Origin of the sequence: Salipaludibacillus daqingensis, assembly GCF_029891575.1 — a bacterium.
Taxonomy (GTDB): domain Bacteria; phylum Bacillota; class Bacilli; order Bacillales; family Salisediminibacteriaceae; genus Salipaludibacillus; species Salipaludibacillus daqingensis.
Genome location: NZ_JARZHF010000009.1, coordinates 179,596 through 198,258, shown reverse-complemented (window position 1 = coordinate 198,258; position 18,663 = coordinate 179,596). Strand labels below are relative to the sequence as shown.

Genomic DNA, 18,663 nt, shown 5'->3' with positions numbered 1-18,663 from the left:
ATTGCTTTTATTGGAGGAGATTTAGATGAAAAAAAATAGATTACTGATTCGTTCCATCATTTTATTATCGATGGTAGCGGCAATTGGTTATACATTTTACACACATTTTTCAGAGGAAAGAGGATTGGTGGATGCAGGAGATCAGGCGGTAGACTTTATTCTTAAAGATGTGGATGGGGAGGAAATTCACTTAGAGGATTATAAAGGGAAAGGTGTCTACTTAACATTTTGGGCAACTTATTGTACGTATTGTATAGATAAGATGGAATATTTAAAGGACCATTATGACGAGTATAAGGATAAAGATGTTGAAATTATAGCGGTTAATGTTGATGAATCATCGATTCAAGTGCAAAGATTTCTTGAGCGTCATCAAGTACCTTATCCAAATCCAATTGATCGAGGAATGGCTGTAGGAAATGCTTACGGAGTAAGTGCCATCCCACATACGTTACTCATTGATGATGAAGGCATGGTCTTAGAGCGCCAAATTGGAGGCAAAACGAAATCTCAAGTATTAGAAGCCTTAGAATCGATCGTACCCAATGGAGATTAACAGGTTCTATTAGAGGAGAGAGAAGATTGAAGACGTTGATAATAGGCATGAGTTTGTTTATATTGATTACTGGATGCACGACAAGTTCGGATGAAGCGGAAAAAGTGGAGTCGATTGTTCACATTCATGATCTAGCTTTTGATCGGGAACAATCAGATTATTTATTTGTGGGGACCCATCATGGGCTTATTGAAATTGATACAGATAATGGGATGTCATGGCAAGGTGAGCAACAGGAGCGGCATGATTTTATGGGATTTACTATTACATCCGATAATACGTTTGTGAGCAGCGGTCACCCTGATCCAGAGTCCGATTTAGAAGATCCTCTTGGTTTAATGATCAGTGAAGATAGAGGGGAATCTTGGCACACAGGGATGTTATATGGAGAAGTTGATTTTCATTTGATTGAGGTGAATGAGGCAAATCCTAATGTGATATACGGTTTTGATGCTTACGGGCAGCAAGTCAAAAGGTCACAAAATGGTGGTGAGAGCTGGGAAACTGCAACTTTAGAGGGAATTAATCTCAACGAATTCGAGTTATATTCGATTATTTCAGACCCTTCTGATGGCGACGTTGTTGTTACAGGCATGCGAGATGGTGTTTATCGATCAGAAGACGGAGGCGAAAGTTTTACTCAGATTAATTCAAATTTAACAATGACGAGTGTGGACGATAATGCTGATGGTCACTTAATCGCTCACGGTGTCGGAGAGGTAGAAGGATTAATGATAAGTGAAGATATGGGCGAAACGTGGGAATCATTCGGAGTGCTCCCTTCTGAGGATCCAGTTCTTTCTATAGCTGTCAGTCCAACCGATGAAAATATGATTGCTGTGGGAACAGCTTCTGATTCGATTTACTTGTCAGAAGATCAAGGCACTTCTTGGAGCCCTCTCGTTGAAAACGGAGACCCTGTTGATAATTGATACCATTTAGCTATGATAAGAGCGAATCTTAAAAGTATAATTTTAAGATTCGCTTATTTTAAAAGATAAGAAAGTATAAAATTTGGCTCTATCACACTTCTTAGATGTGTGATATTTTTATGTTACATAATTTAGGTTCATGGTTCCTCCCGGTGGGGGATGCATAATCATGAGATAGTCCCTGAAGGAAGAGGAGTCTGTTGTCGAAGGAAAGTAAAGGAAGCGTATAGCGCCCGAAACGAGAGAGTGTCGACGGTGAAAGGAAGCAAAACGTATAAATAATACCCTGCCGCCCATTAAAACGATACTTTAGACTATATTCCTGTCTATACCTATTTGATTCACATCTCTTTAGAAGATCGACACAACCACTGCATAGAAAAACGAGTCAGGATGATATATCCTGACTCGTTTTTCTGAATGTCAAATGACTTTCGAAATTGCCTCTTATACTTAATTAGGTTACTTTGTGTAACGTTTTGCACCAATGTATTTTGGACTCCAATAAGAGTTATCCATGCTTGTAATGATGACTCCTTGAGATGAGCTATTATGGATAAATTCATTATTACCTAGGTAGATTCCAGCATGTGAAGGTGCGTCTAAATAGGTTTGGAAGAAGACAACATCTCCTCTTTGAAGGTTCGAGACGGATTCTCCCTCATAATAATATTCCCGATGAGTTCTTGATAGGTTAATCCCGTTTTGATTAAACACATACACGATGAAACCACTGCTATCGAAGCCGGCAGGAGTTGTTCCACCCCATACATAGGACGAACCTAATAAGTCTTTCGCATCTTGGACTAATTGATCAACATTTGCTGATGCTGATTGGCTTGTACTACTGTTATTAGAAGAAGCTGTTGTAGCACCCGATGTTTCCTCTCCATTTAACGAGTTAAATGTTTGTGGCCCTGCAATGCCATCCACTTGTATATTTGCATCTTGCTGGAAGTTTCTCACAGCTCTAGCGGTCAAAGGACCGTAAATACCATCAAGGGTTGATGTATACATTCCAAGATCTTTTAAAGCAGATTGGAGAGATTTTACATCTGCTCCTCGCGATCCTTCTCTTAAAACGGAAGACGCGTTTAAATCATTGCTACTTGAAGCAACAGTAGTAGAACTGTCACTGTTATGTATATTAAAAGCAGAGAAAGTCTCAGGTCCAACAATGCCATCTACAGTGATTCCCTTTTTGCTTTGAAATTCCTTGACTGATTGTTTGGTTAAAGGGCCAAAAATACCGTCTATTTGTGATTCCATACTGACAGTCTCTCTCAATTCCAATTGAAGTTCCCTGACATCTTCATGCTTCATCCCTTTTTTTAGTAGTTGATCTCCTAATGCTGCTTCCCCCACCATAGGACTTATAAATACAGCACCTGCCAACGTTGCACTAATGACTAATTTCTTCATTTCTCCCACTCCTCTATTTAATAGTTCTCTCTTAATGTACTGATTGTTTATGAAGGTTCTGTGAAAATGAGGTTACCTTTCGATTAAGTTGATATCAATTTGATTACAAACAGATTTCTAATGTAATATAGTATTTTTATTTTTTGAACAAATTCAAACTTTCTTCAATTCAGCAGTTTATCTTTATCTCATTAAGAAAATATAAGAAGGAAGGGATTGTTTACCTGATGATCGAACCACTATTTCATTTAGGTCCCATATCTATTCATTTTTTTGGAGTAATGATTGCCGTCGGGGCGTTGATAGGCGTCGGATTATTAGTACACGAAGCAAAAAAAGCAAATGTCGAAAAAGATCTTCTATTAGATGGCGTTTTTTATTCTTTACTAGGAGGAATTTTAGGAGCGAGGGTTATTTTTGTATTTGTTTACAATCCTGGTTACTATTTGGAACGTCCATTAGAAATACTATTCATTAACCAAGGTGGTCTTTCCATACACGGAGGTATTATAGGAGGGTTACTAACAGGATATATCTATTTAAAGAAAAAGAAGTTATCCGTATGGAATACATTAGATTTGGTTGCGCCATCTTTAATACTTGCTCAAGGAATTAGTAGGATTGGGTGTGATGTGTTTGGTTTTGCTGCACCTGATTGGTGGCCAATAAAAATTGAAAACAATGGAGAAATGGTCCATCCAGCTCAAGCCTATGAATTCACATTAAATTACATCTTATTTGGGTATTTATGGTTAAAGTTACAAGCACCTCGCTACACAGGAGAGGTATTTTTACATTACCTGTTTGGCTTTATGCTCATAAGAGGGATTGTAGAATTCTCCAGAGTAAATCCTCAAGTGATAGGAGGTTTGAGTGTAAGCCATGTGATGAGCCTTATAGGAATGGCGATTGCTGTTTATTTCATTGTAAAAAAGAAAGGTCAACATAAAGGAGAATTTCCTGTTCCTATTAGTAGCAACAGGGAAAAATGGAAAGTAGCTGTGACGGTTGCAATACTTTTAATTCTTTCACTTCTTTTATATTTCAATGTTCAAGGATAGAAAACTTCAAACTTTCTTCAAAAAAGCAACGTATATTTAAAAGTAGTCCATAGAAATGAAAGATTTAATGGAACAAAGATACAAAAGTTTCGAGAAAGAATTACAAATTTACATTAGGAGGAAGACACAACATGAGAAAATTAATAAGTTCATTAACAATTTTATCAACGGCCTTCATCATTTCAGCTTGTGCAGATGATGAGGAGAACAATTTGGCAAATAACAACATGAATAATCAAGAGAACAATAATGAAGTTCATTCAGACGATGGGAACATGAATAACCATGAAAATGAGAATGAAAACGATGGGAATGATCATATGGCTGATCATGGTCATAGTGACGGACAACACGATGAATTTGCTTCTGAACCAGAGAATATGAATCCTAATGCAGAAGAGTCACTGATGCATAACCAAACAAAAAACGTCACAAGGTTGGATGCAAACTCAGCGGTGGATATGTCTATCTATACTTCGCAATTAGTGTGGCCAGCAACACATGAGGAAAATCAGCCAGGTACGATCATATTGGCACCTCTTGAAGATTGGCAAAAATCTCTTGTTAGTACAACGCTCATTCATCATCCAAACGATGGACCAGTCTTATTTATGGAGGATGGAGAGATATCAGATGAGGTGTTGACAGAAATAGAGAGATTGAATCCAATTGGAAATGAAGATGGCGTAGAATTAATGGTTATTGGAGATGCAAGTGAGGAGACGTTATCTCACCTGAACGATTTTAATTTGGAAGAGTTTGATGGCAATGACGCAGCTGGATTTGCTGCTGATATCGATGACTATTTTTCTGATATGATTGGTGATGTTCCAGAGTCTGTTATCGTTGCATCATCGGAAGAAGAGGCGAAACATTATTCGTTGATCGCTAGTAACTGGATCGCTCATATGAATGAGTCACTTCTATATGTAGATAACTCAGGAGTGCCGGAATCAACGGTCGAAGCTCTGGAGAAAAGAGAAGGCAATGCAAAAATTTATGTATTAGGTTCTGAAGAGATGATCGAATCTGATACGATCGATTCTTTGAGTGAGTATGGAGAAGTGGAACGAATAAGTGGAGAAACACCAACGGAAATGTCTATTGAATTTGCTAAATATCAAGATCCTGATACCACAGTAGGATGGGGACAAGATGAGCCAGGACACGGTCTGAGTTTCATCTCAACTGAAACACCAGATATGGCAATAACAGGATCGGCATTAGGTCACTTAGGGAAACATGCCCCGCTTGTTTGGTTAGAAGATGGGGAAGTAACAGAAAGTTTGTATGAATATTTAGCGGACATTCGCCCTACTTTTGATGACAACCCTATGGGAGGACCATACAATCATTCATATTTGTTGGCAGGAGTGGACCATGTTCCATTTTCAATTCAAGGTATTCTTGATGAGAAATTAGAAATTGCTGGCGAACACGGTGATCATTAAAAGATCTAACGGAGGGGCTCAAACATATGTTGAGTCCCTCCTTGTTTATATGATATGAAATTCCAAAATAAGATACAATAGAATGAACGAGAGGGTGAATGACGATGAAGGAAAAACGAATTCTCATTGTTGATGATGAGCAAGAGATGAGGACGTTATTAAAGCTTTGTTTATCAGAGAAGAATTATCACGTTTCTGAAGCGACAAATGGAATAGAAGCAATAGAAGCAATTAACAATCATAACATTTCGATTGTGATATTGGATATTATGATGCCTGAAATTGACGGCTTTGAATTATTGAAAATGTTACGTCAAGAATTAGATCGGAAAACACCAGTCATTCTACTGTCTGCATTAGGAGATACGGAACGGGTCGTCCAAGGATTGCAGTTAGGGGCAGACGATTATATCGTGAAACCATTTGAACCGAGAGAACTTACGGCTAGGATTGAATCTGTATTAAGGAGATCTCAGTTACAAAAAACAGCCGATCAATCTTTTCATCTGAAAGGATTGGATTTTTATCCAAATAAATATCAAATTATTTATGGGGGAGTTCCTCTACCATTGACGAAAAAAGAATATTCTATTTTTCATCGATTAGCAACGAATCCAGGTAGAGTCTATAGCCGAGAACAACTATTGAACTTAGAGTGGCAAATGCCATATGACGGAGATTTAAGAACCGTAGATACTCATATTAAAAACATTCGAGAAAAGTTGAAAATAGAGGGATACGAAGGAACGGTTATCGAAACCGTTTGGGGCATTGGATATAAGGTGGATACGTATGATTCGTCGAATAATCACTAGTTTACAACAAAGTTTAGCGATGAGAATTACGACGTGGGTGATGGTATCATTACTTTTATTAATTATTTTTATTATAAGTGGCGCCCATTGGATTACGACGAATTTTTATCAGGATCATTTAATATCAGAGGTGGAAGAACGTCTGTCTGCTCATGCAAGTTTATTAAAGTCGGAGCAAAATGAAGAAGTATTAAATTACTTGAATATGTTAGAGACTGGGAAAGATAGTTACTTAATCATTACTGATGAAAACTTGGATCTCATTTTTGAGTCAGAAAATGTAGAATCAGAATTAGTTGGTGAATATCGTGTATTTATAGAGGAAAATCGGGATGAAGTAGCTACTCATCACCGAATATCTTTTACGGAACAAGTGGATACATCGATGGCATTTCACATCCCTCATGTTTGGGGCACAACAGAAATTGAAAGTGAGACAGGGGAAACGATAGGGTATGTGTTCATTGACCAAGATACTGGGGACTTAAATAGTGCGAGAATGAATCTTTTGTTACTTCTTTTAGTGATGGGTGCACTGACGTTTATTATCGGATATGCGTTCATTTTGTATTTGACGAAGAGAGTATCTAATCCATTAAATGAAATGAGTAAACGGACGGAAGATATTGCTAAAGGTGATTTCGATATCGACATCGATACGAAAGGCAAAGATGAGGTCGGACAGTTAGGTTTGAATATTCAACAAATGACAAGACAATTAAAAGAATACCGGGATACGAGAAGACAGTTTATATCTCACATTTCTCATGATTTGCGTACCCCCATCACGTATATTAAGGGTTACTCAGCGTTGATGAAAGACTCCGAAAAGGTTGATCATGAGGGATGGAAGCGGAATTTACAAGTTATTTATGATGAAGCAAGAAGAATGGAAAATCTGGTGAGTGATTTATTTCTTTTAACAAAACTAGAAGAAGGAAAAATTCACCTTCATTATGATACCGTTGATTTGACGGAATGGCTCCATCCTCTTTTTCAGAGTAGAGCAATCATGTTTGATCAAAAGGAGATTACAGCATCGTTAACGATTGATCCATCGATTAAAAATGATACTATTTTGCTTGACTCCTTCCGAATGGAACAAGCACTGATAAATTTGTTGGAAAATGCGATTCGATATACAGGAGTTCAAGGACAAATAAATCTATCTTGTTATAAAAAAGAGAAAATGCTCGTTTTTGAAATTTCTGATACGGGCGAAGGAATGGAGGCAGACAAAATTGATTTCATATGGGAGCGTTTTTATAAAACAGATCCGTCTCGTTCCCGTGACGAAAGTGGGACAGGATTGGGATTGGCAATTGTTAAGGAAATTATATTAGCCCATAAGGGGCATGTGAAAGTAGAGAGTGAAAAAGGAGTAGGGACGACATTTTATCTTTACATCCCGCTTATGAAGTGACGATTTTATGAACGGTTACAATTGCATGGAAAGAAAGCATCTAACTTCATTGTTTCTTCATTTTTATTTCGTATTGTTTAAGGTGAGGCTGAAACATACGAAAGGGGATGAATTGAAAATGAAAAAATTACTGGCTGGAATACTTTCTTTAGGGTTGGTTTTTGGAATAGGATCATCAGTTTGGGCAAGCAATTACAATGGTGATTTTCAAGAAATGCTTCCTTTCATGCAACAAATGCACCCTGACTCGTCTGAAGATGATTTGAAAGCAATGTATAACACTTGCCACGGGAATGACTAAGAAATGACAAAGTTCTTGTGTTTGAAACAAGAACTTTTTATTTCTAATTGTTGTATACCCTACCTAGGTATGGTAATATAGAAAATATAGAAGTAGGGAAGTTTAGAAAGAGGAGGATGACTAATGGTAACAAAACGTTTCTTAGTGAAAGGGATGACATGTGCGTCTTGTGTCAACCGAGTAGAGAAATCTCTGTTAAAAATCGATGGTGTAGAAGATGTTAGTGTGAACCTAGCTACTAATGAATCACAAGTCACATTAGACCCTGAACGCCTTTCCGATGAGCAAGTTATTAATGCGATTGAGAAAACTGGTTATGAAGCGAATCGAATAAATGAGAATGACGAACAAAGTTGGTTGTTTTCCGTGCAAGGGATGACATGTGCATCTTGTGTTAATCGTGTAGAAAAAAAGATTGGTAAAATCGATGGTGTGGAAGAGGTAAGTGTTAATTTAGCTTCTCATCAGGCACAAGTGAAGGTGAATAATAAAAATTTTGATCCTTCTCTTATCACAGCAGCAGTAAAGAAAATTGGGTATGATGCCAGTGTGTTAGAACAAGAGAATTCAGAAGATCAAGAAGACCATCAAAAGAAAGAAATTTCAAAACTAAAGAGGGATTTCACGTTAGGTGCATTACTTACAACGTTTGTGCTTATCGGAAGTATTCCTCATATGATGCCAGAGTGGGGTGCTTGGGTTCCAGAATTTATGTCGAGCCCATATGTGCTACTAATATTAACAAGTTTTGTCCAATTAGGTCCAGGGATGAGATTTTACACAAGCAGTTATAAAGTGTTGAGAAATAAATCCGCAGATATGAACGTTCTTGTAGCGATGGGAACGACCTCTGCCTGGCTTTATAGTGGAGCGATGACACTGTTTCCAGAAACATTAACAGGGATGGGGTTTCCTTACCAACTTTATTATGACGTGACAACAGTTATTACGACGTTGATCATTCTCGGACGTTATTTAGAGGCGAAGGCGAAAGGACAAACGTCCATGGCTATCAAAAAGTTAATGGGCTTGCAAGCGAAAACAGCTATTGTTATTAGAGAAGGAGAAGAAACGGAAATTCCCATTGAAGAAGTTATCATAGATGATGAAATTCTCGTAAGACCAGGGGAAAAAATCGCAGTCGATGGAATCGTTATAAAAGGAAATTCTTCGGTCGATGAATCGATGTTAACGGGAGAGTCTATACCGGTTGAAAAGGAAAAAGGAGATGAAGTAATTGGTGCGACGATTAATAAAACTGGTAGTTTTGTTATCAAAGCAACCAAAATAGGCAAGGACACTGCCTTGGCGCAAATCATTCGAATGGTGAATGAAGCACAAGGATCGAAAGCACCGATCCAACGAGTCGTTGATGTCGTTGCTGCTTACTTTGTGCCAGCAGTGGTTGTATTAGCAACATTCAGTTTTGGACTGTGGTGGATGATTGGACCTGAACCAGCATTTATTGTCGGACTAACATCCTTCATCGCAGTGTTAATCATTGCGTGCCCTTGTGCGTTAGGGTTAGCTACACCTACAGCTATTATGGTTGGGACGGAAAAAGGCGCGGAAAATGGAATTTTAATTAAGGATGCAACGAGTTTAGAAAGAGCAAATAAAGTAACGACGGTCGTTCTAGATAAAACAGGGACGATCACAGAAGGGAAACCGGAAGTAACAGACATCCTAACAGAATCAACATTTACCGAAGAAGAGTTTCTATCGATCGTCGCCTCCGTTGAAAAAGCATCCGAACATCCTTTAGGTGAAGCGATTGTTCACCATGCGAAAGATAGAAATGTAGACATCAGGGATGTGGATAATTTCAACTCTATTACAGGAAGAGGGTTAACGGCCAAGCTAGATCATTTCGATGTATTTATTGGGAATCTCCTCTTGATGCAAGAAAATAATATTTCACTCGATAAGAAAATAGAAGGTCAAGCAACGGAATTAGCTGATCAAGGGAAAACACCAATGTATGTTGCCGTTAATGGGGAGTTTGCTGGTGTTATTGCAGTCGCTGATACGTTGAAAAAAGATACAGTGCGAGCTATTCAAGCATTGAAAAAGATGAACATGGAAGTTGTGATGATTACAGGTGATCATGAGAGAACAGCGAGAGCAATTGCAAAGGAAGCGGGCATAGATGATTATATTGCCGAAGTTCTCCCAGAAAATAAGGCAGCAGAAGTGAAATCTCTGCAACAAAATGGAAAGATCGTTGCCATGGTAGGAGACGGGATTAACGATGCACCAGCTTTGGCGCAAGCAGATGTAGGTATTGCCATTGGAACAGGAACAGATGTGGCGGTAGAAACAGCAAACGTCACATTGATGAGAGGTGATGTCATGAGTGTCGTCACAGCTTTAAGGTTATCAAAAGCAACCATGCGGATGATCTGGCAAAACCTTGGTTGGGCTTTCGGATATAATATCGTACTCATCCCAGTGGCAGCGGGTGTTTTATATCCTTTCATCGGTATATTTCTTAATCCAGCGTTAGCGGGTGCCGCTATGGCGTTTAGTTCCGTTTCGGTTGTACTAAATACACTTAGGTTAAAAAAGTTTAAATCTATTCCGCAAAGTTAATCAATGAAATTGTTTCGGAAAGAAGAGAGTGGGAAGTTTATCCCTTCTCTTTCTTTTTTTCTTCAGAGTAGATCCAATTAACGAAAACGCTCGATCGAAAAGGTATGGTACTCATGTTCATCCTCAATCTGTTCAAATGATGTAGGAGTGTTCGTTAGAAGGATAAAAAAAGCGAAAATAACCCATATGATCGCGCCAAAATATACAATCGACATGTTGTTTTTTTGATTTTTCCTAAAAAGGAGAAACATGAAACAAAAGACGGTAGTCAAAATGAAAAACATACTACTAGCAAAAAGGAAAATATACCGATGCTCCATAGGTATCATCTCAACAATCATGACAGCCATCATTGCGGACATTAATCCACTAAACACACCTTCGAAACTAGCATGGTAGCTGAAAAGAAGACCGATCAGGAGGCCAATTAATGAGGCAATTGCAACACTTACAAGAGTAGATAAGAGTAAGTGACCTTCTAGTGGAAGGGCGACAATGATGCCAACGATTAAACCGAGAGCCATGCTGAGTGACATGGTGAGAACCATGCCTTCCATGGCATCCGTTTTGTTTTTGATCATTGTCAGTAAACGATATAGAATGATTATTGTTAAGCTGAAAAAAATGATAATACTAAGCATGATTATACCTCCTGATCGATTTTAAACCATAACTGAAATAAAAAGTGATTTGATTTACCTTCAAAATTAAGTAGAGAAGTGTTCCAGCATCTTGCCCTCCCTTTTTAACTCTATTGATTAAAGGTATGTCCCATTTTTTATAAATATGAAAGGTACAGAAAGATAATAAGTAAATGAACACCAAAATTTTGGTGTTCATTTACTTATTGATTTAGGGAAATTTCACATACAAACTTCAAACTTTCTTCAAATAATAAGATTACAATGAAGCGATAGTGAAAACATAGAGGTGAGAAAATGTGAATGGAGTTATAAAAAGGTCAATATATGATACAAAGCGCGTCTGTAAGTTTAAAAAGGATCAAACGATATTAGTACCAGCCGGGATAAGGAAACTAGTATCTTTTTTTCCTAGAGATGAAGTGTTTGTTAGATTTGATGAGAAGTCAAATGACATTACGATTTATCGATCAGATACTCAAACGGTCGAAAATCGGATGCTTATTACTCAAAATGGCGCGGTTCGAATTCCATCAGAAATAAAAAATCTTGTGAAATTAAAAGAAGGCGACCGCTTATCTATTTTTGTGGATAATGAATTTAATGGGGTAATATTAAAGAAAAATCATTTAGCTTATGAAAGGAGAGAAGAAGTGGGAAACTCCCCCGACGATCTTTAAAAGGTGAGGGAGTTTCTTACTTAAAATGAAGAGTAATCGAGACAGTAAATTTAGAAGTTATTTTTATTACTATGATTGCTCTATTTTTCGTCTTAATCGGTCGTATTCTTCTTCTGTCATTTCTCCTTTTGCAAGGCGCATTTTCAACGTATCGAGTGCTCCATTACTGGAATAAGAAACTGATGAAGATTGATTTGGTTTAACTAACCAAAGGATAATAAAAAATATTGCTATAATAATGAAAATACTAAAGAAACCATATCCGAAAAATCCACTGTTTATCCAGTTTCCTGACATCATGTTAACCTCTCCTTATTAAAAAAATATATTGTATTGAAAGAAAAATAATGAAATAAAGTGCTCTCTCTAAGGCGAGAAAACACTTTTTTACGAAGGTCTGTTCTAAAACTCAAATCAAAATAAGTTCATTTACTTATCATTTTCTTGGTCGGAACCAGGGCCAAACCCGTTCCCTTGACCATTATTTGGACCAAAGCCATTTCCAGGACCATTCCCTTGTCCCATACCCATGCCTTTCCCTTGACCCATCATTCCGCCTCTCATCATTCCAGGACCGAATTCTCCTTCTTCATGTCTGATCGTACATTCATTAAATCTTTTTTCTAGCTCTTCATCTGTTAAATCTGGATGTCTGTCTTGCATAAATGAAAGACGGTCTTCGAAATTCCAATCACCATTGCTCTCAGATGCTAGAACTGTTCCTCCTATTGCAGTTAATAAAAGAACGACAATTCCTACGATAAAGCCCTTTTTCATTATAATCTCCTCCTTGTTTTGATCTACCTTCAGTATAAATTGAACTTGTGAGATCAGGATAAAGAAGTTATGAAGAAGTTATGTGTTTTTTGGATGTATCCCTTTGAAATCATTACCATATGATATAATTTTTTTAAAAGAGACCGAGATAATTGAAGAGGTGTAGCCTATGTCTATTCACGTCATGGTAATGGAAGATGAACCGATGATGATCGATGTTCTTACCGCCTATTTAGAAAAGGAAGGGTATGAAGTATCTTCTTCTAAAAACGGCAAAGAAGGATTGGACTTATTTTGGGAAAAACAGCCTGACTTTCTCATATTAGATTTGATGTTACCCGATTTAACTGGGGAAGAGATATGTACGCGCATTCGTCAAAAATCAGAAGTACCTATCTTAATATTAAGTGCTAAATCGACGGAAGAAGAGCGTATTCAGGGAATGATGCTAGGTGCGGATGATTATGTTACGAAACCTTTCAGTCCAAAAGAGGTTATTGTCAGGATGGAAGCGATATTAAGAAGAACGGGTCTGTTGAGCAAAAAAAGTATCCAATCATTTAACAAAGGAATATTAGTGATCGACAATAAGAAAAAGCAAGTCACACTCCACGATGAGGAAATCACGTTAACTCCCATTGAATTTCATACGTTGATAGCCATGTCGAAAGAACCTGGACGAGTGTTTAGCCGAGCAGACTTACTAGAGAAAATTCAGGAAGATCGATTTTATGAAGGGTATGAACGAAGTGTTGATGTTCATGTAAAGAATTTACGCAAAAAAATTGAAAAAGACACTCGTCATCCGGAGTTTATTGTAACGGTGTTTGGAATGGGCTACAAATTTGGAGGAAAACGCGATGTTTCGAACTCTTTATAGCCGACTTCTCTTTTTTTCTCTCGTCTTGTCACTAGGGGGCATTTTATTTGTAGGCGTTGCTGCTTTTTTTGGTTTTCAAGAATCCTTTAGTAGCTATGTAGAAAATCGAAGGGAAGAACAAATTATACAGACGTTAGAACAAGTGGAAGAAGACTATAGACAACATGGATCGTTTACTTCGCAATCAGAATCGATCCTTCATCGAGTGACGATGCAAGAAAATGTCGTTTTTCAATTATATTCTACAGATGATGAGCTTCTAATCAATAGTGCACAAACAGACAATCATATGGATGAACGACGAGGAGGAAGTGGGAAAGGCAATGGGATGATGGGTATGATGGGAAACATGATGGGCGGAAATCATATGAGTTCAGAAACATATGAGCTTTATGTTGATGACACATTTGTAGGAACAATGAACGTTCAATTCCCACCTTCGTTTGCTGGAACAGAAAATCAATTTCTTGCTGATTTCACTCGTTATGTCATTATTGCCATTATTATCATGACAAGTTTGGCTATCTTGTTTAGCTTTGTTTTTTCTAAGCAGTTAACAAAAGGTATCAAAGAAATTGGTGGAGCAGTTCAAAGGTTGAAAAGTCATCGCCATCAAGTGTTATCGACAAATCACCATATACAAGAACTGAAAGAGTTATCAGAAGGAGTGAATGACTTGTCGGAGTCTCTGCAAAAAGGAGAACAACTTCGAAAGCAATTTACGAGTGATTTGGCTCACGAGTTGAGAACCCCTCTGTCTACGTTGAGAAGTCAACTAGAAGCCTTTCAAGACGGTGTTTTAGAACCAACTCCTGAAAGATTGGAACAAAGTTATGATGAGCTGATGCGTCTCGTGAGACTTGTAAATGAAATGGAACAACTGCATGCTGCGGAAAATCCGCGTAAAAAATTAGATATAAAAAGGTTAGATTCGATGAAAGTATTATCTTCCATTAAGGAAAGATTTGAACCTTCTTTTCAAGAAAAAGACATCTCACTCATTGTTCCTTTAGAAGAATCTTTTACATTCGAGGCGGACCATGATCGATTTATTCAAGTCATGACTAATTTACTTAATAATGCATGGAAGTTCACTATGCCAGGAAATAAAGTTGAAATTAGTGTGACTCAGGATAACCAGTTTACACACTTTACCGTTTTAGATGAAGGGAAAGGAATGTCGGAAGAAGAAATTAACCATGCGTTTGACCGTTTTTATCGTGGAGAGAAATCTCGTAATCCTGAACGAGGTGGTTTAGGGATTGGTTTAGCAATTGTGAAAGCTTTAGTAGAGGCCCATGCTGGAAAAATTCAGATAGAGAGCAAGCCAAACATAGGAACAGCGTTTACTGTTTCATTTCCTAACCCCACATAAACGCCTAAGTGTTTTGAGGAAGGAGTACTTTCGCTTAAGACTGATACATTCGAAGTTAAGAATAAAAAGAAGCAACTTGGAATTCCAAGTTGGCCGGTTAGACGGATACATTCTTCTTTCCTTGGTTGAATCGCTCCAATCTAGCCGGTTAGACCGATTCATTCTTCCCACGCTTCCACTGTCTCGTTTTTAGCTATATTTACTTTCAACAATGAAAAAGAACGCTTTCCTTCATATTAAGGAAAGCGTTCTTTGGTTACTTTTTATTTAATGCTTGATGTGTTTTTGGACCTGCGATTCCATCTGTTTGTAATTTGTGGTGACGTTGAAATTTGATAACGGCCGATCTAGTAGCAGGACCGAAAATACCATCGACTCCTTTTGTGTTATAACCTGCTTTATTGAGTTTTTGTTGAAGGGTCGTGACGGCGCTGCCTCGACTACCTATTTTAAGTGTCGTTACTTTGGGAGAAGTGGAAGTTTTAGATGAATTTTGCTTTATGTTATTTTGTTTATTAGAGATACTTTTTAACGTTTGAGGACCTGCAATGCCATCTACTTTTAGCTTATGATCACGTTGGAATGTCATAACAGCCGATCTAGTAGCAGGACCGAAAATACCGTCAACTCCTTTTGGGTTGTATCCGAGAGATGTAAGTTCTTTCTGCATACTTTTAACTCCGTCACCTTTACTTCCTAGTCTATAAATAGAAGTGAATTTAGGCGCAGTAGATACATTTTCTCCACTTAGCTTGTAACCATTTGCCTTCGCTATCTGATTAAAAGACTGATTTGAGCTAGTAATAATAACTGTTGTATTAACTTTTACTCTGTTAAATAACCATAGAATTTGATTGTTATGCATTCTTATACAGCCTGCACTTACATATTGTCCGATAGAACTAGGGTTGTTATTACCATGTATAGCGTATGTGTTCCCATTTGTTCCTTTTGCATTTAAGCCTAACCAACGGTTCCCTAAAGGATTTCTAGGGTCTCCGCCAGGAATGTTTTCCTTGTAGTATGGTCTATTGACAATTTTATTAACAATTTTAAATTTCCCTTCTGGTGTCAACGTGGAACTTTTTCCCGTAGCAACATCAAACTTTTTTATTAATTTACTATTATCGTAAAAAGCAAGTTCATTGTTTGATTTGTTAATAATGATTAATTGTTCACTAGCAGCTGATGCTGTGGGAATTTGTAAAGTGAATAATAATAAAAGAATGATTATGGGGGCGAGAAACTTTTTCATGGCACATTCCTCCCATCATAATTCATAAATTAGTAATCGAATTTTTCTTTATAAATGACTGGGTTTTCTAATAGGTTTTTGCTATGAAAATAAAATGAGATAGTAAAAATGATCGAAGGGCGGACAAAAGGATTAGTTGGAGGGGCTCGACAAGCGAACAATCGTTTTCATCATGGAAGATCATAAGATTTGTTTCATTTGAAAGATTCTAATGATGGAGACGGGGAAAAGGGCTGAATTCTTCTAAATAGATTGATCTACTGTAACACATAAGCGTGTTACAGAGATCTTTTTGGTTCGTTTTGTTTTACGTTCGACTTTGAATTTTACATGTGTTGATGCCGAACAATCTGTAAAGCGGACAAAAGTTAACGAGTGCTGTGAGAATGAGGACAATGCCTATAAGTCCAAACCATTTGAGAGCACCATCAACTAAAAAAAGAAGAGATAATAAAACAATACCCAAAACGATGCGAACAACTTTGTCTGATGAACCTACGTTTGATTTCATAAAATTCCCCCTAAACTAGAAAAATTTAGTATTAATACATACATCATTTTACTACCCTAACCCGTTGAGGTATAAACCGAATATTTTGTGAAATTTCATATTAAATGAATCCCTTGGCAAAGCTCTCATTAAGCTTCATTTACTATATAATAGAAAAGAAGATATTTTTGAGCGAACAGGAGCTATGATTCATGGATGAAAACAAACAAAATACAAGCCTAAAACCATTTATTTCTCTCATTCTAAAAGCAAAAATTCCGAAATGGCCACTCTTTGGTGGACTAATAGCCAGTTTAGTGACGACGCTTGCAGGATTGGTCGTTCCACTTTTGACAAGAGAGTTAGTCGATGGGTTTTCTGTAGACATGTTTAGTGTAACGATTATTGTCGTTATCTTGATTGCTTTTATTGTGCAAGCGATTGTTAATGGAATATCGATCTATTTATTAAGTTATGTTGGTCAAAAAATTGTCGCAGGACTGAGAAATCTTATGTGGGAAAAATTAATTCGACTTCCAGTTCGATACTTTGATGACCGGTCCAGTGGGGAAACCGTGAGTCGTGTTGTTAACGATACGAGTGTTGTTAGAAGCCTTATATCAGACCGTTTCCCTCAATTTGTTACGGGAATTATTTCTATTCTTGGAGCTGTGACTATCCTTCTTATTATGGACTGGAAAATGACAATTTTAATGTTTGTTTCCGTTCCAGTGACATTAGCAATCATGATTCCACTAGGACGGAAAATGGCTAGAATCTCGCGTGGTTTGCAAGATGAAACCGCTCTGTTTACAGGTGAAATCCAGCAGACCTTAAGTGAAATTCGCTTAATGAAAGCGTCAAATGCAGAAAGAAATGAACAGATTAAAGGGTTAGAAGGAATTGAAACGCTACGGAAATATGGAATGAAAGAAGCTAAGATTTTTGCACTTATCTCTCCATTAATGTACCTCGTTGTCATGCTGGTTATTGTCATGATTATCGGATATGGAGGAATAAGGGTATCAAATGAAACAATGACGATGGGGGCGCTTGTTGCTTTTCTACTCTATTTGTTTCAGATCATTATGCCGATCACATCCTTTGCGACGTTTTTTACCCAACTACAAAAAGCAAAAGGAGCTACGGAGAGGATCATTGGGATTTTAAACGTCCCTTCAGAAGAAGGGCAAGACGGAGAAGAGAAAGATATTTCAAATGAGGCAATTGTAGTGTCGGATCTGTCCTTTTCGTATAGTGAAGATGAGCCAATATTAAAGAATGTTTCCTTCAAAGCTCAGCCTGGAGAAATGATTGCTCTAGCTGGTCCGAGTGGTGGAGGAAAAACAACGATGTTTGCGTTACTTGAACGTTTTTACGAACCTACTACAGGAGATATAAGAATTGGGAATACGCCTATCAACAAGTTGTCTATCCAGTCTTGGAGAAGGCAAATTGGTTATGTACCGCAAGAAAGTGCGATGATGGCGGGGACGATTCGTGAGAACTTATGTTATGGGATGGAAAACGCAGAAAACATAACGGATAAACGGCTATGGGAAGTGGCAGAAATGTCGTATGCTGATCAGTTTATTCGAAGCTATTCTTCTGGTTTAGATACGGAAATAGGAGAGCGTGGCGTGAAGTTATCTGGTGGGCAACGACAACGAATAGCAATTGCGAGAGCGTTCTTAAGGGACCCGAAGATTCTTATGATGGACGAAGCAACGGCCAGTTTGGATAGCGAATCAGAAGGCATTGTGCAACGAGCCTTGTTCCGATTAATGGAAGGAAGAACAACATTTGTGATTGCCCATCGTTTATCAACCATTGTTGATGCAGACAAGATTATTTTTATTGAAAAAGGAACGGTCACAGGGGTAGGAACTCATGAGGAATTAATCTCGTCACATGAGTTGTATAGGAAATTTGCTAAACAGCAATTCAAGTAACGGTTTGTTTGAGGAAGCCATTAAATAACAAGGAAACAAAGTCAAACATGGTAAAAGGGA

At 37.7% G+C, this 18,663-nt stretch carries 18 protein-coding genes; 12 read left to right on the top strand and 6 right to left on the bottom strand.

Annotated features, from left to right (window positions below):
• The first annotated feature begins 25 nt into the window (after positions 1–25).
• Both resA and QDN89_RS17555 read left to right on the top strand, forming a co-directional pair.
• Complete coding sequence (gene resA / locus QDN89_RS17560) at positions 26–556, top strand: thiol-disulfide oxidoreductase ResA (RefSeq protein WP_280771467.1); 531 nt, start codon at positions 26–28, stop codon at positions 554–556.
• 26 nt (positions 557–582) lie between these two features.
• Positions 583–1,488: a F510_1955 family glycosylhydrolase gene (locus tag QDN89_RS17555; RefSeq protein WP_280771466.1), complete on the top strand. Its 906-nt coding sequence runs from the start codon at positions 583–585 to the stop codon at positions 1,486–1,488.
• Positions 1,489–1,950: 462 nt separating this feature from the next.
• Here QDN89_RS17555 and QDN89_RS17550 read toward each other — a convergent pair whose 3' ends face one another.
• Positions 1,951–2,910, bottom strand: a complete 960-nt coding sequence (locus QDN89_RS17550; protein ID WP_280771465.1) for a C40 family peptidase — start codon at positions 2,908–2,910, stop codon at positions 1,951–1,953.
• Between the two features lie 227 nt (positions 2,911–3,137).
• On the opposite strand from QDN89_RS17550, the gene lgt reads away from it, so the two are divergent.
• The 6 genes from lgt to QDN89_RS17520 all read left to right on the top strand — a co-directional run bounded on the left by lgt (position 3,138) and on the right by QDN89_RS17520 (position 10,553).
• On the top strand, positions 3,138–3,971 hold the full coding sequence (gene lgt / locus QDN89_RS17545) for a prolipoprotein diacylglyceryl transferase (RefSeq protein WP_280771464.1): 834 nt from the start codon (positions 3,138–3,140) through the stop codon (positions 3,969–3,971).
• A 131-nt stretch (positions 3,972–4,102) separates the two neighbouring features.
• A complete protein-coding gene (locus QDN89_RS17540) occupies positions 4,103–5,422 on the top strand; it encodes a cell wall-binding repeat-containing protein (protein WP_280771463.1) in 1,320 nt (439 codons plus the stop codon).
• A 104-nt stretch (positions 5,423–5,526) separates the two neighbouring features.
• The gene (locus QDN89_RS17535) at positions 5,527–6,237 is read left to right on the top strand and encodes a response regulator transcription factor (protein ID WP_280771462.1); all 711 of its coding nucleotides are present in this window, start codon (positions 5,527–5,529) and stop codon (positions 6,235–6,237) included.
• On the top strand, positions 6,215–7,660 hold the full coding sequence (locus QDN89_RS17530; RefSeq protein ID WP_280771461.1) for a sensor histidine kinase: 1,446 nt from the start codon (positions 6,215–6,217) through the stop codon (positions 7,658–7,660). Before QDN89_RS17535 ends, QDN89_RS17530 begins: the two co-directional genes overlap by 23 nt.
• A gap of 118 nt (positions 7,661–7,778) precedes the next feature.
• Positions 7,779–7,961 (top strand): CUE domain-containing protein, encoded by a 183-nt coding sequence (locus QDN89_RS17525; protein ID WP_280771460.1) that lies wholly within the window; start codon positions 7,779–7,781, stop codon positions 7,959–7,961.
• Between the two features lie 123 nt (positions 7,962–8,084).
• Entirely contained in the window at positions 8,085–10,553 is a 2,469-nt protein-coding gene (locus QDN89_RS17520) for a heavy metal translocating P-type ATPase (RefSeq protein ID WP_280771459.1), read from the top strand.
• Between the two features lie 77 nt (positions 10,554–10,630).
• Here the strand turns inward: QDN89_RS17520 and QDN89_RS17515 are convergent, their stop codons facing one another.
• Entirely contained in the window at positions 10,631–11,194 is a 564-nt protein-coding gene (locus QDN89_RS17515; protein WP_280771458.1) for a hypothetical protein, read from the bottom strand.
• 299 nt (positions 11,195–11,493) lie between these two features.
• On the opposite strand from QDN89_RS17515, the gene QDN89_RS17510 reads away from it, so the two are divergent.
• Positions 11,494–11,874 carry an AbrB/MazE/SpoVT family DNA-binding domain-containing protein gene (locus tag QDN89_RS17510; protein ID WP_280771457.1) on the top strand — a complete coding sequence of 127 codons (381 nt, stop codon included), beginning with the start codon at positions 11,494–11,496 and terminating at the stop codon, positions 11,872–11,874.
• Between the two features lie 69 nt (positions 11,875–11,943).
• On the opposite strand, the gene QDN89_RS17505 is transcribed toward QDN89_RS17510, so the two are convergent.
• Positions 11,944–12,174, bottom strand: coding sequence for an SHOCT domain-containing protein (locus QDN89_RS17505; protein WP_280771456.1), 231 nt, complete (start codon positions 12,172–12,174; stop codon positions 11,944–11,946).
• 129 nt (positions 12,175–12,303) lie between these two features.
• Complete coding sequence (locus tag QDN89_RS17500; protein WP_280771455.1) at positions 12,304–12,651, bottom strand: hypothetical protein; 348 nt, start codon at positions 12,649–12,651, stop codon at positions 12,304–12,306.
• Between the two features lie 169 nt (positions 12,652–12,820).
• Here QDN89_RS17500 and QDN89_RS17495 point away from each other — a divergent pair, with 169 nt between their 5' ends.
• Both QDN89_RS17495 and QDN89_RS17490 read left to right on the top strand, forming a co-directional pair.
• Complete coding sequence (locus QDN89_RS17495) at positions 12,821–13,531, top strand: response regulator (RefSeq protein ID WP_280771454.1); 711 nt, start codon at positions 12,821–12,823, stop codon at positions 13,529–13,531.
• Complete coding sequence (locus QDN89_RS17490; RefSeq protein ID WP_280771453.1) at positions 13,512–14,906, top strand: sensor histidine kinase; 1,395 nt, start codon at positions 13,512–13,514, stop codon at positions 14,904–14,906. The genes QDN89_RS17495 and QDN89_RS17490 overlap by 20 nt, the downstream gene beginning before the upstream one ends.
• Before the next feature lie 256 nt (positions 14,907–15,162).
• On the opposite strand, the gene QDN89_RS17485 is transcribed toward QDN89_RS17490, so the two are convergent.
• Positions 15,163–16,161, bottom strand: coding sequence for a L,D-transpeptidase family protein (locus QDN89_RS17485; protein WP_280771452.1), 999 nt, complete (start codon positions 16,159–16,161; stop codon positions 15,163–15,165).
• Between the two features lie 307 nt (positions 16,162–16,468).
• On the bottom strand, positions 16,469–16,672 hold the full coding sequence (locus tag QDN89_RS17480) for a YgaP family membrane protein (RefSeq protein ID WP_280771451.1): 204 nt from the start codon (positions 16,670–16,672) through the stop codon (positions 16,469–16,471).
• A gap of 191 nt (positions 16,673–16,863) precedes the next feature.
• Here QDN89_RS17480 and QDN89_RS17475 point away from each other — a divergent pair, with 191 nt between their 5' ends.
• Entirely contained in the window at positions 16,864–18,603 is a 1,740-nt protein-coding gene (locus tag QDN89_RS17475) for an ABC transporter ATP-binding protein (protein WP_280771450.1), read from the top strand.
• Positions 18,604–18,663: the final 60 nt, after the last annotated feature.

Excerpts from the sequence above, each read along its gene's own strand:
- resA (WP_280771467.1), top strand. The coding sequence starts at position 26 with ATGAAAAAAAATAGATTACTGATTCGTTCCATCATTTTATTATCGATG.
- QDN89_RS17550 (WP_280771465.1), bottom strand. The coding sequence starts at position 2,910 with ATGAAGAAATTAGTCATTAGTGCAACGTTGGCAGGTGCTGTATTTATA.
- lgt (WP_280771464.1), top strand. The coding sequence starts at position 3,138 with ATGATCGAACCACTATTTCATTTAGGTCCCATATCTATTCATTTTTTT.
- QDN89_RS17540 (WP_280771463.1), top strand. The coding sequence starts at position 4,103 with ATGAGAAAATTAATAAGTTCATTAACAATTTTATCAACGGCCTTCATC.
- QDN89_RS17535 (WP_280771462.1), top strand. The coding sequence starts at position 5,527 with ATGAAGGAAAAACGAATTCTCATTGTTGATGATGAGCAAGAGATGAGG.
- QDN89_RS17530 (WP_280771461.1), top strand. The coding sequence starts at position 6,215 with ATGATTCGTCGAATAATCACTAGTTTACAACAAAGTTTAGCGATGAGA.
- QDN89_RS17525 (WP_280771460.1), top strand. The coding sequence starts at position 7,779 with ATGAAAAAATTACTGGCTGGAATACTTTCTTTAGGGTTGGTTTTTGGA.
- QDN89_RS17520 (WP_280771459.1), top strand. The coding sequence starts at position 8,085 with ATGGTAACAAAACGTTTCTTAGTGAAAGGGATGACATGTGCGTCTTGT.
- QDN89_RS17515 (WP_280771458.1), bottom strand. The coding sequence starts at position 11,194 with ATGCTTAGTATTATCATTTTTTTCAGCTTAACAATAATCATTCTATAT.
- QDN89_RS17505 (WP_280771456.1), bottom strand. The coding sequence starts at position 12,174 with ATGATGTCAGGAAACTGGATAAACAGTGGATTTTTCGGATATGGTTTC.
- QDN89_RS17500 (WP_280771455.1), bottom strand. The coding sequence starts at position 12,651 with ATGAAAAAGGGCTTTATCGTAGGAATTGTCGTTCTTTTATTAACTGCA.
- QDN89_RS17495 (WP_280771454.1), top strand. The coding sequence starts at position 12,821 with ATGTCTATTCACGTCATGGTAATGGAAGATGAACCGATGATGATCGAT.
- QDN89_RS17490 (WP_280771453.1), top strand. The coding sequence starts at position 13,512 with ATGTTTCGAACTCTTTATAGCCGACTTCTCTTTTTTTCTCTCGTCTTG.
- QDN89_RS17485 (WP_280771452.1), bottom strand. The coding sequence starts at position 16,161 with ATGAAAAAGTTTCTCGCCCCCATAATCATTCTTTTATTATTATTCACT.
- QDN89_RS17480 (WP_280771451.1), bottom strand. The coding sequence starts at position 16,672 with ATGAAATCAAACGTAGGTTCATCAGACAAAGTTGTTCGCATCGTTTTG.
- QDN89_RS17475 (WP_280771450.1), top strand. The coding sequence starts at position 16,864 with ATGGATGAAAACAAACAAAATACAAGCCTAAAACCATTTATTTCTCTC.